The 13,892-nt window shown below is 66.5% G+C and carries 16 protein-coding genes; 6 read left to right on the forward strand and 10 right to left on the reverse strand.

All coding sequences use genetic code 11. From position 1 onward, the window contains the following. Positions 1–11 precede the first annotated feature (11 nt). Together recX and recA are read right to left on the reverse strand one after the other, a co-directional pair. Positions 12–533: a recombination regulator RecX gene (gene recX, locus CDN38_RS03730; RefSeq protein ID WP_075510842.1), complete on the reverse strand. Its 522-nt coding sequence runs from the start codon at positions 531–533 to the stop codon at positions 12–14. Beyond that, entirely contained in the window at positions 499–1,551 is a 1,053-nt protein-coding gene (gene recA / locus CDN38_RS03735; protein WP_036411745.1) for a recombinase RecA, read from the reverse strand. The genes recX and recA overlap by 35 nt, the downstream gene beginning before the upstream one ends. Positions 1,552–1,733: 182 nt before the next feature. Here recA and CDN38_RS03740 point away from each other — a divergent pair, with 182 nt between their 5' ends. Further along, the gene (locus tag CDN38_RS03740; protein WP_075510843.1) at positions 1,734–2,384 is read left to right on the forward strand and encodes a (2Fe-2S)-binding protein; all 651 of its coding nucleotides are present in this window, start codon (positions 1,734–1,736) and stop codon (positions 2,382–2,384) included. 94 nt (positions 2,385–2,478) lie between these two features. Here the strand turns inward: CDN38_RS03740 and CDN38_RS03745 are convergent, their stop codons facing one another. Both CDN38_RS03745 and CDN38_RS03750 read right to left on the reverse strand, forming a co-directional pair. Continuing rightward, the gene (locus tag CDN38_RS03745; RefSeq protein WP_023372544.1) at positions 2,479–2,673 is read right to left on the reverse strand and encodes a DUF3046 domain-containing protein; all 195 of its coding nucleotides are present in this window, start codon (positions 2,671–2,673) and stop codon (positions 2,479–2,481) included. Between the two features lie 30 nt (positions 2,674–2,703). Then, on the reverse strand, positions 2,704–3,858 hold the full coding sequence (locus CDN38_RS03750) for a glycosyltransferase (protein ID WP_075510844.1): 1,155 nt from the start codon (positions 3,856–3,858) through the stop codon (positions 2,704–2,706). Between the two features lie 73 nt (positions 3,859–3,931). On the opposite strand from CDN38_RS03750, the gene CDN38_RS03755 reads away from it, so the two are divergent. After that, entirely contained in the window at positions 3,932–4,372 is a 441-nt protein-coding gene (locus tag CDN38_RS03755) for a limonene-1,2-epoxide hydrolase (RefSeq protein WP_075510845.1), read from the forward strand. Between the two features lie 13 nt (positions 4,373–4,385). Here CDN38_RS03755 and pspM read toward each other — a convergent pair whose 3' ends face one another. From pspM to pgsA, 4 genes are all read right to left on the reverse strand, one after another. Then, positions 4,386–5,201, reverse strand: a complete 816-nt coding sequence (gene pspM / locus CDN38_RS03760) for a phage shock envelope stress response protein PspM (RefSeq protein ID WP_075510846.1) — start codon at positions 5,199–5,201, stop codon at positions 4,386–4,388. Positions 5,202–5,210: 9 nt separating this feature from the next. Then, complete coding sequence (pspA, locus tag CDN38_RS03765) at positions 5,211–6,032, reverse strand: phage shock protein PspA (protein WP_075510847.1); 822 nt, start codon at positions 6,030–6,032, stop codon at positions 5,211–5,213. 149 nt (positions 6,033–6,181) lie between these two features. Further along, positions 6,182–6,511: a transcriptional regulator ClgR gene (gene clgR / locus CDN38_RS03770; protein ID WP_036392070.1), complete on the reverse strand. Its 330-nt coding sequence runs from the start codon at positions 6,509–6,511 to the stop codon at positions 6,182–6,184. Between the two features lie 164 nt (positions 6,512–6,675). Further along, complete coding sequence (gene pgsA / locus CDN38_RS03775) at positions 6,676–7,248, reverse strand: CDP-diacylglycerol--glycerol-3-phosphate 3-phosphatidyltransferase (RefSeq protein ID WP_075510848.1); 573 nt, start codon at positions 7,246–7,248, stop codon at positions 6,676–6,678. A gap of 84 nt (positions 7,249–7,332) precedes the next feature. Between pgsA and CDN38_RS03780 the strand changes: the two genes are divergently transcribed. Then, a complete protein-coding gene (locus CDN38_RS03780) occupies positions 7,333–7,866 on the forward strand; it encodes an amino-acid N-acetyltransferase (RefSeq protein WP_075510849.1) in 534 nt (177 codons plus the stop codon). Between the two features lie 50 nt (positions 7,867–7,916). Here CDN38_RS03780 and CDN38_RS03785 read toward each other — a convergent pair whose 3' ends face one another. Beyond that, entirely contained in the window at positions 7,917–10,442 is a 2,526-nt protein-coding gene (locus CDN38_RS03785; RefSeq protein WP_075510850.1) for an FtsK/SpoIIIE family DNA translocase, read from the reverse strand. 186 nt (positions 10,443–10,628) lie between these two features. Here CDN38_RS03785 and CDN38_RS03790 point away from each other — a divergent pair, with 186 nt between their 5' ends. From CDN38_RS03790 to CDN38_RS03800, 3 genes are read left to right on the forward strand one after another with little or no spacing between them, the layout of a single operon-like run. After that, positions 10,629–10,943 (forward strand): putative quinol monooxygenase, encoded by a 315-nt coding sequence (locus CDN38_RS03790; protein WP_075510851.1) that lies wholly within the window; start codon positions 10,629–10,631, stop codon positions 10,941–10,943. Beyond that, entirely contained in the window at positions 10,943–11,776 is an 834-nt protein-coding gene (locus tag CDN38_RS03795) for a mycofactocin-coupled SDR family oxidoreductase (protein WP_075510852.1), read from the forward strand. The genes CDN38_RS03790 and CDN38_RS03795 overlap by 1 nt, the downstream gene beginning before the upstream one ends. Positions 11,777–11,779: 3 nt before the next feature. Beyond that, positions 11,780–12,652: an SAM-dependent methyltransferase gene (locus tag CDN38_RS03800; protein ID WP_075510853.1), complete on the forward strand. Its 873-nt coding sequence runs from the start codon at positions 11,780–11,782 to the stop codon at positions 12,650–12,652. A gap of 76 nt (positions 12,653–12,728) precedes the next feature. Here CDN38_RS03800 and CDN38_RS29230 read toward each other — a convergent pair whose 3' ends face one another. Beyond that, entirely contained in the window at positions 12,729–13,442 is a 714-nt protein-coding gene (locus tag CDN38_RS29230) for a hypothetical protein (RefSeq protein WP_180276283.1), read from the reverse strand. Positions 13,443–13,892: the final 450 nt, after the last annotated feature.

The following is a 13,892-nucleotide window of genomic DNA, read 5'->3' on the forward strand; positions in this document are numbered from 1 at the left end:
CGGCGGCGGCCCTAGACGCGCCGACGCTCCCGTTCTGCGGCCAGCTCGGCGGCCACCACCTCGCACGCCACCGTCTGGCTATAGCCGCGACGGGCCAGCATCGCCACCAGCCGGCGGCTGACCCGCGTGTCATCATCGCCCAGCGTTTCCCGCCGCAGCCTGGTCCGTACCAGTTGCTCGGCCCGTTCCCGTTCGGCGGTTGAATCGATCCCGGCCAGCACCGTGGTGATTACGTCGTTGTCGACGCCCTTGGTGTGCAGCTCAGCAGCCAACGCGCGCTTGCTTTTTCCCGCGTTGGCCCGCCGGGACTGCACCCATTGTTCGGCGAAGTCGGTGTCGTCCACCAGACCAACAGCGGCCAGCCGATCCAAGACCCGGTTGCTGACGTCGTCGGGGTATCCGCGCTTGGCCAGCTGGCCGGACAACTCGGCGCGAGTCCGTGATCGCGCGGTGAGCAGGCGCAGGCACAATGCCCGCGCCTGCTCTTCGCGGGATGGCTCAGAAGTCGACGGGGGCGGGCAAGACGTCGACATTTGAGGGGTCATCGGTCACCACTGCGCCAATGCCAAGCTTTTCCTTGATCTTCTTCTCGATCTCGTTAGCCACGTCGGCGTTCTCCATCAGGAAGTTGCGGGCATTCTCCTTACCCTGACCGAGCTGCTCGCCCTCATAGGTGAACCAAGCCCCGGACTTGCGGATAAAGCCCTGGTCCACGCCCATATCAATCAGCGAGCCCTCTCTGCTGATGCCCTTGCCGTAGAGGATGTCGAACTCGGCCTGCTTGAACGGCGGCGACACCTTGTTCTTAACGATCTTGACCCGGGTGCGGTTGCCGACCGCGTTGGTGCCGTCCTTGAGTGTCTCGATCCGTCGTACGTCCATGCGCACCGACGCGTAGAACTTCAGCGCCTTTCCGCCGGTTGTCGTCTCGGGTGATCCGAACATGACGCCGATCTTGTCGCGGAGCTGGTTGATAAAGATTGCCGTGGTTCCCGAATTGTTCAGCGCGCCAGTCATTTTCCGCAGCGCCTGGCTCATCAGCCGGGCCTGCAGCCCGACATGGCTATCCCCCATCTCACCTTCGAGTTCCGCGCGCGGCACCAGCGCCGCCACCGAGTCGATGACCACGATGTCGAGCGCGCCCGAGCGGATCAGCATGTCGGCGATCTCGAGTGCCTGTTCACCGGTGTCCGGCTGGCTGACCAGCAGGGAATCGGTGTCGACGCCGAGCTTCTTGGCGTACTCGGGATCCAGCGCATGCTCGGCGTCGATGAACGCCGCGACGCCGCCGGCGGCCTGCGCATTGGCCACCGCGTGCAACGCCACGGTGGTCTTGCCCGAGGACTCCGGGCCGTATATCTCCACCACGCGGCCACGCGGCAGGCCGCCGATACCCAGGGCGACGTCCAGGGCGATGGATCCGGTCGGAATGACCGAAATCGGCTGACGCACCTCGTCACCGAGGCGCATCACCGAGCCTTTGCCATAACTCTTCTCGATCTGGGCCATCGCCAGTTCGAGAGCTTTCTCACGGTCGGGGGCTTGCGCCATGGTGCCTCTCCTATAGTCGGTGTTCGGTTGACCGGTATCGGTCGGTTGGCCGTGACACTAGAGAAGGCCACCGACAAGTCGACATCTTCGCCAATGCCCACCACAGTAGCCGAACATCTGTTCGACTCAAGTTGACACGCCGGGCGCGCCGACATCGCTTGATACCGACTGACCGAAAGCACATGAACATCTCCGCGGAGCTGGCCGAAATATCGGCCTATGGCGGGTTTTTCGCGCCGACCGTGGGCGGCGACGACACCGGATGGCATCCGGTAGACCACTTCTACGCAGCCGGGTTCGCCGACCTGATCGATACCACCCTCACCCGTTACCGCACCACGGAGTCGCGGATCGGCGCCTCGCTGGTTCACCTCGGCCACGCCGCCCGGCTGTGGTCACCCGTTCTCGCCTGTGCGTTGGCCCACGGCGTCCTTCCGGACCTGCGCGACCTGCAACGCGCCGACGACGGAGCACAGCTACGACTGCCCGAACCTGTCGGAGAAGCTGTCCCGTCTTTCCCGGAGCTCCCGGCCACGTTGTGCCGCCTGGTCGTCCAGGACCATATGGAACCGTTCGCGGCCGGCCTGCGGGTCAAGGTTGCACCCGCCCTGCTGTCCGGCAATATCGCATCAGCCCTCGTCGGAGCCTCACGGGCATTGCTCTCGGCACGGCCTGACTTGCGTCAGCTGATCGTCGAGACCACCAACCGCCTACTGGACACCGGCGTTCTGGCCGGAACCGGCGTGGTCACTGGCCTCGACTTCAGGCGTCGCAGCTGCTGCCTCTTCTACCGCGTGCCGGGTGGCGGCACCTGTGGCGATTGCCCGCTGTAGCGAGGCGAGTCTGGGTCCAGCGCATCGAATCTGCGGTGAGCGCGTGTGCCGGGCCCACTCGGACGCGCTGGACGCAGACTCGAAACCCACAAACTCACCACTGGTCGCGGGGGACGTCGAAATCGGCGCACAGCGCCCGCCACACGTCGCGAGGCTCGACACCGTCCTCGATCGCCTGGGCCGCGGTACGACCCCCGAAGCCGGTCAGCACATGGTCCACCAACACGGATGCCCCATAGGCGGCACCGAATCGCAGGGTGACCCGCTCGTGGAACTCCGTCAACCGCACGCCAGTCAAGATACCCAGCGGATCACCGCACTAAAGCGCCTCATGGCACACCCGGACCGGATCGGCGACCCCGGCGGCACCGGCGGCGGCCTGCTGCGCGGCCCGGCGGTACCCGGGCGACGACAGCACCTCGTTCACCGCGGCCACCAGCGCCTCGGCCGTCAACGGCCGGACCAACCGGCCGCTGCCCTGACGCACCACCCGGTTAGCGATCTCCCACTGGTCCCCGCCGCCGGGTACCACCACCAGGGGAACCCCGGCCAGCAGCGTCTTGGCCACCATCCCATGACCGCCGCCGCAGATCACCAGGTCGGCATGCGTCAACAGCTCGGCCTGGTTTCCCAGCCCGACCACCGCCCAGGCCGGCACCGGCAGATCCTCGCCACCCAGCCGGGAGACCGCCACCCGCGAACCCTCCGGCAGCGCGTCGCCCGGCGTCAGGCACCCCAGCGCGACCTCGACCAGTCCGGCGGTCCCGGTCACCGCGGTGGACGGCGCGATGACCACCACCGGCCCAGAGCCCGGTGGTATCGCCAGCACCCGATCGGTCGGCTCGAAATGCAACGGGCCCACCACCACGGCCTCGGCCGGCCAGTCCGGCCGCGGCACCTCCAGCGCGGGCAGCGTGGCGATCAGCCGCCGCCGTGGCCCGGGATCGGTTGCCGGCAACCCGATCTCGACCCGGACGGCGGCACGCTGTCGCAGACCCGCACGCCAGGACCGTCCCGTCAGCGCCCGCATGGTGGCATCGCGCAGCCGACCGCGGATTCCCGCGCCCGGTGCCAGCCCGCTGCCGATCGGCGGCAGACCTTTCGACGGCAAGTACAGCGGATGCGGGTTGAGTTCGATCCAGGGAATACCCACCAGCTCCGCAGCCATGCCCCCGCAGGCGGTGATCACATCGGAAACCACCAAGTCGGGTGCCAATTCGCGCAACGCCGGCGCATTGAGCACCGCCATCTCGGCAGCTCTTCGATGAATCCTCGCCCCGGCGTCCAGATCATTGTCGGTGGCCGTCAAACCGTCCAATTCGACGGCGTCAATCCCGACCGCATGTGCGGCGTCCAGCCATTCCACGCCGGTGAACAACGTGGGTGTGTCCCCGGCCGCCTGAAAGCGTTGGCACAGCGCGATCGCGGGAAACGAGTGCCCGGGATCCGGCCCGGCGACCACGGCGACGTGCATCGGCCCTACCCTGCCACAGCGCCCGGCCACCACGCTCGCCCACGCTCCCCCACGCTCGCCTAGGCTGGCAACCATGACCGAGCTGACCCAGACCACCCCCGAAACCGCAGACAACATCCGCACGGTCGAGGGTTTCCTGAACGCCCTGCAGAACGAGAACTTCGACGCCGTAGCAGCGGCATTCGACGACAACCTCGTCTATGAGAACGTCGGATTCTCCAGGATCCGCGGCGGCCGCCGAACGGTGAAGCTGCTCCGCAAGATGGAAGGGCGCCTCGGTTTCGAGGTCAAGATCCACCGCATCGCCGCCGACGGCGCGGCGGTACTCACCGAACGGACCGACGCGCTGATCCTCGGGCCGCTGCGGCTGCAATTCTGGGTCTGCGGCGTATTCGAAGTGCACGACGGCAAGATCACCCTTTGGCGGGACTACGTGGATGTCTACGACATGACGAAGGCGCTGCTGCGCGGTCTGGCCGCACTGGTGATCCCACAACTCAGGACGACGTTGTAGGCAGCGGCAAGCGCTACCGGCGGGGCAGCCCGCCGAGTTCGTCGAAAGCCTGCGCCCAACCGACCAGACGATCGGTGGCACCGGCCAGCTCCTCGCGGTAGCGCTGTTGCGATCCCGGCTCACCCACCGCGCCGCCGTTGGCCGACGAGACCAATTGCGCTGCGGCGGTGACCATTTCGTTGTACTGACGGACGCCGGCGCTGAGCTGCGCGGTGAACGCGTTGATGGTGGGCACCAGATGCGACCGCGACGATTGCGAATACTGCGCCGCCCGCTCCATCGACACCACTTCGGCCGCCGTCGCCGCCATCGCCGCCGAGGTCTGGTTGGCCGCGGCCGTCAAATCAGCGATCTCGTCGGCCGGCAGCATCGCGCCCCGCTCGATCACACCCAACAACGAGAAGAACCCGCGTTCGGAGGCGCCCAGCGCCGACATCGCGGGCCGGGCCGCCGAACCGGGCGGGGGCAACCGGCGCGTGTTGGCCGGCCGCGGCGTCGGCAGCGGCTCAGCACGCAACCAGCGATAGCGGAAAAACAGCAGCGTCGCGGGGATGACCTGGACCACCGCGATCGCGCCGGTGATCTGCAGCAGCAACGCGAACCAGCCCCAGGCCGCCAGCACCGCCGTCACCGCCGCCCAGAACACGCATCCGGCGCTGAATATCAACGCCCAGCGCAGCGCACGGCGGCGGCGGCGAAGCAACCGGGCCCGCGGGTCGGTGGCGGCGCTGATCTTCCGGGCAGCGAAGTCGAAGATCTCGGCGATCATGTCGAGCCAGCGCTGCAGCAATGCACGCTGCCGCCCACGCTGAGCCGACTTGACCGCCATCTGATGCCCTTACTGGCCGAACGGTTTTTCGGTAATCTGCCCGCCGCCCTCGGCGGCAGGCGTGGCCGGGGTGGCGCCGGGACCGGCGGCACCCCCGGCCGGCAAAGCTTCTCCGCGCATCGACGCCCGGATCTGCTCCAGCCGGGAATGACCGGCCATCTGGATGCCGGCTTGTTGGACCTCGAGCATGCGGCCCTGCACCGACGATTGCGCGAGTTCGGCCTGACCAAGCGCGGTCGCGTAGCGGCGTTCGATCTTGTCGCGCACCTCGTCGAGGCTGGGCACATTGCCCGGGGCAGCGAGTTCGCTCATCGACCGCAGCGATGCGCTGACCTGCTCCTGCATCTTCGCCTGCTCGAGCTGGCTGAGCAGCTTGGTGCGTTCGGCGATCTTCTGCTGCAGCACCATGGAATTCTGCTCGACGGCCTTCTTGGCCTGAGCGGCGGCGTTGAGCGCCTGGTCGTGCAGTGTCTTGAGGTCTTCGACGCTCTGCTCGGCGGTCACCAGCTGCGCGGCGAACGCCTCGGCGGCATTGTTGTACTCGGCCGCTTTGGCTGCGTCGCCGGCCGCGGTGGCCTGGTCGGCCAGCGTCAGCGCCTGACGGACGTTGACCTGAAGCTTTTCGATGTCGGCCAGCTGCCGGTTGAGCCGCATCTCCAGCTGCCGCTGGTTGCCGATCACCTGCGCTGCCTGCTGAGTCAGCGCTTGATGGGTGCGCTGCGCTTCCTCGATGGCCTGCTGGATCTGCACCTTGGGATCGGCGTACTCGTCAATCTTGGAGCTGAACAGCGCCATCAGGTACTTCCACGCCTTGACGAACGGATTGGCCATCGGTTAGCTCCGCCTTCGCTTTCTTGTGTGCCGGATGGGCGCTGCGTCGCCCACACCGCTTACCCTGCCGCTCAATTTATCCGGTCAGGCCCGATCTCCCCACCCGTGGTTGCATAACTGGCCGGCACCGAGTTTCGCCCCAGTGATGCTCAGGCCACCGCCAGCGACGCGACCGCAGGGATGACCACCTTGGTGCTGACGTCGATGCTGGCACCAGCCACCGACGGGGCACGTGCCGCACGCTCCTCCCCGGCCAACCGCTCGCCGGCGACGATGAGGACCTCCGACAGCGGGACCTCCAACGCTTCGCAAATGGCGTTGAGCAGCTCACTGGAAGGCTCCTTGCGGCCGCGTTCGACTTCCGACAGGTATCCAAGGCTCACCCGCGCTGAATCGGACACCTCCCGCAGCGTCCGGCCCTGCGAAGTCCGAGCCCCGCGCAACACGTCGCCAATGACCTCGCGCACCAATGACGCCATCGTGGTCTCCTTCATCCGGTCACGCCCCGATATCTCAACCACATCCGATCGCTACCCGATCGCAATGGTCCTTTGGTCAACGCCGAGCAGGCTGATGCGGTTCCCGCAGAGTTCCCGGGGCGCCGGAGGAGCACGGACGCCGGAAATATCCCGAAGTACCCCGATTACTTAGCTCCGGGGCTCCCCGCGCGAATCTCCCTGACTGTGGATGCCACGTAATCGACACCGGTCACCACGGTGAGCACGATGGCAGCGGCCATCACCACCACCGCCGCCGTGTGCAGCGCGCCCGAAAGCGGCAACACGAACAAGCCGATCGCCACCGCCTGGACCACGGTCTTGAGCTTGCCGCCCCAACTGGCGGGAATGACACCGCGGCGAATCACCGCCAGCCGCAACACCGTCACCCCGATCTCCCGGGTCAGGATCAACACCGTGACCCACCACGGCAACTCGCCCAACATCGACAGGCCGATCAGTGCCGCCCCGATCAGGGTCTTGTCGGCAATCGGATCGACGAATGCGCCGAATTCGGTCGCCATACCGTAGTTGCGGGCCAGCAAGCCATCGAACCGGTCGGTAATGCTGGCAACGGCAAATATCGCCCAGGCCGCGACTCGGGCCGGCGTTTGGTGGCCGCCGTCAAAGAACAGTGCGTACAAGAAAATCGGCACCAACACCAGCCGCAGGCCGGTCAGAATATTGGCGAGGTTGGCAATACGTGCGGTTCCTGGCATCTGACCTGTTTGCGGCTGCCCGGGCACGGCAACAGAATAGCGGTTGACCAGCCCGTCCGTCGCCGATGTCGATACTGTTCTCCCGTGACCGAAAGTCCGCGGGATTTCCAACTGGTAGTCCGGCGCGCCCGCACGTCGGACGTGCCTGCGATTAAGAAACTCGTCGACACCTATGCGGGAAAGATTCTGCTGGAAAAGAACCTGGTAACGCTTTACGAAGCGGTGCAAGAGTTTTGGGTGGCCGAACACCCCAGCGACCCAGGCAACCCGAAAAAAATAGTCGGTTGCGGGGCACTCCACGTGTTGTGGGCCGATCTCGGGGAAATCCGTACCGTCGCGGTCGACCCCGCCATGACGGGTCGCGGCATCGGCCACGCGATCGTCGACCGGTTGCTCGAGGTTGCCCGCGAACTTCAGCTGGAGCGGCTGTTCGTGTTGACTTTCGAGACCGAATTCTTTGCCCAGCACGGATTTACCGAGATCGAGGGCACACCGGTCACCGCCGAGGTGTTCGAGGAGATGTGCCGGTCCTATGACATCGGGGTCGCCGAATTCCTGGATCTGAGCTACGTCAAGCCCAATATCCTGGGCAACTCCCGGATGTTGCTGGTCTTGTGAGCGGGCGAGCAGACGCAGAATCCCCCGACACGCCGGAAAACCGAACGAGTCTACGTCTGCTCGTCGAGGTCGTCGGCGCTCGCGGTCCCGCCTCGGATCAATGCCAGCGTTCCCGCCAGCTCGTCGGGCTTGATCAGCACCTCACGCGCCTTGGAACCCTCGCTGGGCCCGACGATGCCGCGAGTCTCCATCAGGTCCATCAACCGGCCGGCCTTGGCGAAACCCACCCGCAGTTTGCGCTGCAGCATCGACGTCGAACCGAACTGGCTGGACACCACCAGTTCCACGGCCTGCAGGAAGACGTCCATGTCGTCGCCGATGTCCGGGTCCCGACCATCCGAGTCGGTGCGCTCGGCGGTGGGCTTGGCGGTGGTGACGCCCTCGGTGTATTCGGGTTCGGCCTGGTCCTTGCAGGCGGTGACGACGGCGTGGATCTCCTCGTCGGTGATGTAGGCGCCCTGCAGCCGGATCGGCTTGCTGGCGCCCATCGGCAGGAACAGGCCATCGCCCATCCCGATCAGTTTTTCCGCACCCGCCTGGTCCAGGATCACCCGGCTGTCGGTGAGCGACGACGTCGCAAACGCCAGCCGCGACGGCACATTCGTCTTGATCAGGCCGGTGACCACGTCGACCGACGGGCGCTGGGTGGCCAAAACCAGATGAATGCCCGCTGCCCGCGCCTTCTGGGTGATCCGCACGATGGCGTCCTCGACGTCACGCGGGGCGGTCATCATCAGGTCGGCCAGCTCGTCGACGATCGCCACAACGTAGGGGTAGGGCCGGTACACTCGCTGGCTGCCCAGCGGCGCGTTGATGGCGCCGGATCGCACATGAGCGTTGAAGTCGTCGATGTGACGCACCCGAGCGGCTTGCATGTCCTGGTAGCGCTGCTCCATCTCTTCGACCAGCCAGGCCAGCGCGGCCGCGGCCTTCTTCGGCTGGGTGATGATCGGCGTAATCAGGTGCGGGATGCCTTCATACGGCGTCAGCTCCACCATCTTCGGGTCGATCAGGATCATCCTGACCTCTTCAGGGGTGGCCCGGGTCAACAGCGATATCAGCATGGAGTTGACGAAGCTGGACTTGCCGGAGCCGGTGGAGCCGGCGACCAGCAGGTGCGGCATCTTGGCCAGGTTGGCCGAGATGAAGTCGCCTTCGATGTCCTTGCCCAGCCCGATCACCAGCGGATGGTGGTCGCGACGGGTCGACGGCGCCGTCAGCACGTCGGCCAGCCGCACCATTTCCCGGTCGGTGTTGGGCACCTCGATGCCGACGGCGGACTTGCCGGGGATCGGGGCCAGCATCCGCACACTCTCGGTGGCCACGGCGTAGGCGATGTTCTTCTGCAACGCGGTGATCTTCTCGACCTTGACGCCGGGCCCCAGTTCGACCTCGTAGCGGGTGACGGTGGGCCCGCGGGTGCAGCCGGTGACGGCCGCGTCCACCTTGAACTGGGTGAGCACCTCGCCGATGGCGGCGGCCATGTGATTGTTGGCCGCACTGCGTTTCTTGGGCGGATCGCCGGCCACCAGCAGCTCCAGCGAAGGCAGTGTGTAGGGACCTTCGACGACGCGGTCCAGTGCTTGGGTGTCCCGCTTCTTGGAGCTGCGCTTGCGGCTGCGCCCGACGACCGGTTCGGGAACGGTCGGTACGGCAGCCGGTGGGCAGCTCTGCGGCCCCGGCGGGACTTCGTCGTAGTAGCCGTCGGAGAAGTCCTCGCGCGCAACCTCAACGGTGTCCGCGTCGTCGCCCGCGAAGTCGTCACAGCCCTGGTCGTATTCGTGGTCGTAGTCGTGGTCTTCGAGGTACTCGCGCTGGAATAGCCGCGTGCCAAAGATGCGGCGCAGCGCGTCGGGCACCTCGCGGACCGTGGTTCCGGTGAGCAGTAGCAGCCCGAACAGCGCACCGATGAACAACAGTGGCGCGGCGATCCACGCCGTCAGCCCGTCCGACAACGGCCCGCCGACCGCAAAACCGATGAACCCGGCCGCGTGCCCGCGCAACGCCGGGGTTTCCGGCGACCCGGCCCACAAGTGCCGTAATCCCAGGAAAGACGATGCGATCAGGCTGGATCCCAGGATCAGCCGCGGGCGGGTGTCGGGATTGGGCTGGGTCCGCATCAGCACTATGGCCGTGGCGACGAGGACGATGGGCAGCAGCACGACGGCCGAGCCGAGGAGTATCCGCAGCACCGCGTCGACCCACGCCCCGACGGGCCGGGCGGCGTGGAACCACGAACCGGCGGCGACGACCACGGCAAGGCCCAGCAGGACCAGCGCCACACCGTCGCGACGATGTCCGGGTTCTATGTCACGCGCGCGCCCGATCGACCGCGCCGCTCCCCCGGTGCCCCTGGCCGCCATCAGCCAGGTCGCGCGCAGGGCCCGGCCGCAGGCCAGCCCGGTCGATGCCAGCAGGGATTGGTTGCGCCGCCGGGCGGGCCGGCTCACCCGCTTGACCGGCCGGCTCGGGGGCCTTCTGGGCGCAGCCGACCGCGCACTGCGCGCGGCCCCCCGCGAAGTGGCTTTTGACCTGCTCATTCTGCTTCGGGAGCGGGCAACGGTCCGATTGGCCATGCCGGCAAGCCTAGTCGCAAATGCATCTTCTGCACCACATGCCACACTGGTAACGCCGGCTTCTCCAACCTGTGCTCGCCTTGTGACCGGCGGGCGTGAGTAGGGTGGCCAGTGGTGACAACGGTCATCCGCGGTCATGCCGCGTCACGCCGCCGATAATCCGCCGCACTTCCAGGAGGCCCCAGCATGCCCGTCGTCGTCGTCGCCACGCTGACCGTCAAGCCCGAGTCGGTCGACACCGTCCGCGACATCCTGACCACCGCGATCGAAGAGGTACATGGCGAACCCGGCTGCGAGCTGTACTCGCTGCATCAAACGGGCGGGACGTTCGTCTTCGTCGAGCAATGGGCCGACGCCGACGCCCTCAAAGCTCATAGCACCGCGCCGGCGGTCACCAAGATGTCCCAGGCGGCCGGTGACCATTTGGTCGGTGCCCCCGACATCAAGATGTTGCAGCCGATTCCGGCGGGCGATCCGGGCAAAGGTCAGCTTCGCCCCTGATGGCACGGTCGTCGCAAGGGCCGCTGAGCGGCCGGGTCGCCTTCGTCACCGGAGCCGCGCGCGGTCAGGGTCGCGCCCACGCGGTTCGGCTGGCGACCGACGGCGCGAACGTGATCGCGATCGACCTGTGCGCGCAGATCGCCAGCGTGCCCTACCCGCTGGGCACCGCCGACGACCTCGCACTCACCGTCAAGCTCGTCGAGGAGACCGGCGCGCGCATCGTCGCACAACAAGCCGACGTGCGCGATCACGCGTCGCTGGCCGCCGGGCTGCGGGCCGGCCTCGACGAATTCGGCCGGCTCGATATCGTCGTCGCCAATGCCGGGATAGCCCCGATGCAGTCGGGCGCCGACGGCTGGCGCGACGTCATAGACGTCAACCTCACCGGCGTCTACCACACCGTGGATGTCGCGATACCGAGCATGGTCTCTCAAGCTAACGGTGGGTCGATCGTGCTGATCAGTTCGGCGGCGGGACTGGCCGGATTCGGCAGCGCCGATGCCGGCTCCATCGGCTATACCGCTGCCAAACATGGCCTGGTGGGGTTGATGCGGCTATACGCCAATTTGCTTGCGCCCCATAATATTCGAGTCAACTCCGTGCATCCATCCGCGGTCGCCACCCCGATGATCGACAACGAGTTCACCGCGCAGTGGCTTGCCGACCTGGCCGCTTCGACCGGCTCGGCGTCGGGCTCGGGCAACGCGTTGCCGGTAAAGATTCTGCAAGCAGAGGACGTCGCCAACGCGGTGGCATGGCTGGTGTCCGACGAAGCCCGATACATCACCGGTGTGGCGTTGCCGGTCGACGCGGGTTGTGTGAACAAGAGGTAGCTGATGGCCCGAAATCCCGCTGCGCAGACTGCATTCGGCCCGATGGTCTTATCGGCCGTCGAACAAAACGAGCCACCCGAGCGCCGGCTGGTGGACGACGACCTCGCGGACCTGTTCTTGCCCAGGCCGCTGCGCTGGCTCGTCAGTGCCACCCGGCCGACGACACTCCGGCGCCTGTTCGTCGCGGGGTCGGAGTGGTCGGGCCGCGGGCTGTGGGCGAACCTGGTGTGCCGCAAACGATTCATCGCCGACTTGCTCGCCGCGGCACTCGATGACGTCGACGCGGTCGTCATTCTCGGCGCCGGATTGGACACCCGCGCTTATCGGTTGACCCGGCAGGTACGCATCCCGGTCTTCGAAGTGGACCTGCCGGTCAACATCGCACGCAAGGCCAAGACGGTCCGGCGGGTGCTCGGCGAGTTGCCGCTGTCAGTTCGCTTGGTAGCCTTGGATTTCGAGCATGACGATCTGCTCACCGCACTGGCCGAGCACGGCTATCGTACCGATTACCGGGTCTTCTTCATCTGCGAGGGCGTGACCCAGTACCTCAGCGAACGCGCCGTCCGGCGGACGTTGGACGGACTGCGCGCCACCGCACCGGGTAGCCGCCTGGTGTTCACCTACGTGCGCCGCGACTTCATCGACGGCAGTAACCGGTACGGCACCCGGACGCTGTACCGCGCAGTCCGGCAGCGACGTCAGCTGTGGCATTTCGGCTTGCTGCCCGAGGAAGTGGCGGAATTCCTGGCCGAGTACGGTTGGCGGCTGGTGGAACAAGCCGGGCCCGACGAACTCGTCGAGCGCTATGTCGCGCCCACCGGCCGCAAACTCAAGGCCTCGCAGATCGAATGGTCGGCCTATGCGGAGAAGATCTAGACATCTGCCTTGTCAGCAGTAGAGCGCGCCGCTCAGGCCGAACTCCGTCAGCGTTTCCGCGGCCAGGTCCCGCAGGTCAGACGGGAAATTTGGGTCGAGTTCGTATGCGACGACGGCGATAAAAGACCTTGTCCCCGACGCGCCCGCCCGACACGGCAGTCATGCCTCGCATCTGCTCGACGATCTGTCGCGTTACGCGCTGCGCGACCCCTCGCGCGAAGAATGAGTCCGCATCGCTGCCGTCGGGCCGGCCAATCATCGGGTCGATGTCGCCAAGGTAGGAGCAGCCCACCGCCGGAGTCGCCAACAATGTGCCGGTCATTCGTCTTGCCAGCCACTCGGGCGTCAACGGGATCAACGGCTGCAGCTGCGCCGCCTCAGCAACGTGATCCGGCAAAGCGGCGAGAGCGTTTTTGATGCTCGTCCGTACACCGGACACATCCGTTGTGAGGCCGGTCGGGTCGACATCGATGATCCCCGGCGAGAATGCGTTCGCACGCATGTCGCCTTCGCAGCGGTCGTTGACGGTGATGCCCACCCGGATCCGGCCGTCGTCGCCACGTCGACATCCCACTCGCTCGGCAAGTTTCGCGGCGAACGCTGTGAACAGCGAATTACTGGTGCCGCCAAGAGCTTTCGCGCACGGATCCCAATCTTCACGATCGACAAAGATGACGATAGCCGGTATCGCAACAGCGTCACCCTTGCCGGCACCGATGACGAGCGGCCGCGATAACACGGGCGGGGCAATATTTCGGTTGCGTCGCCGGGCATGCTTGGTCGCCGCCACCAGTGCCCTCGAGCAAGCCCTGCACGGTGTGGCGGGCATCGGACAGCGCTGCGACCAGTCGAGTACCTGAACGCGGCGGCGGGTAGCCGAGATCGCCCGCGTTGCCTTTGATCGCGTCGGCAATCGCGAGGCCGCCACCGACCCCGTCGACCAAGCAGTGCGAAGCCACCAAGCTGACACCCGCGGAGCTGTCGGAAAACGGTTGCACGCCGAGATGCCAGCCAGGGCCCCATTCCGGATCCACCGGCAGTTGTGCTCGCCCGTCGGCTCAGTCGATCAACTCCGCACGCGGACGGGAGTGCCCGTCAATATCGAGGTCCGACGAGAGCCCAGGTGAGACCCACCGATGCCGGGCGAATGGCAGCGGAGAACGCTCGATCCGCCGTCCCAACAACCCGCGACTAAGATTGCGGTGAAAACACCTCAGCCCATCCAGGTCGACCGGGCGCT

This window comes from Mycobacterium ostraviense (assembly GCF_002705925.1).
Taxonomy (GTDB): Bacteria; Actinomycetota; Actinomycetes; order Mycobacteriales; family Mycobacteriaceae; genus Mycobacterium; species Mycobacterium ostraviense.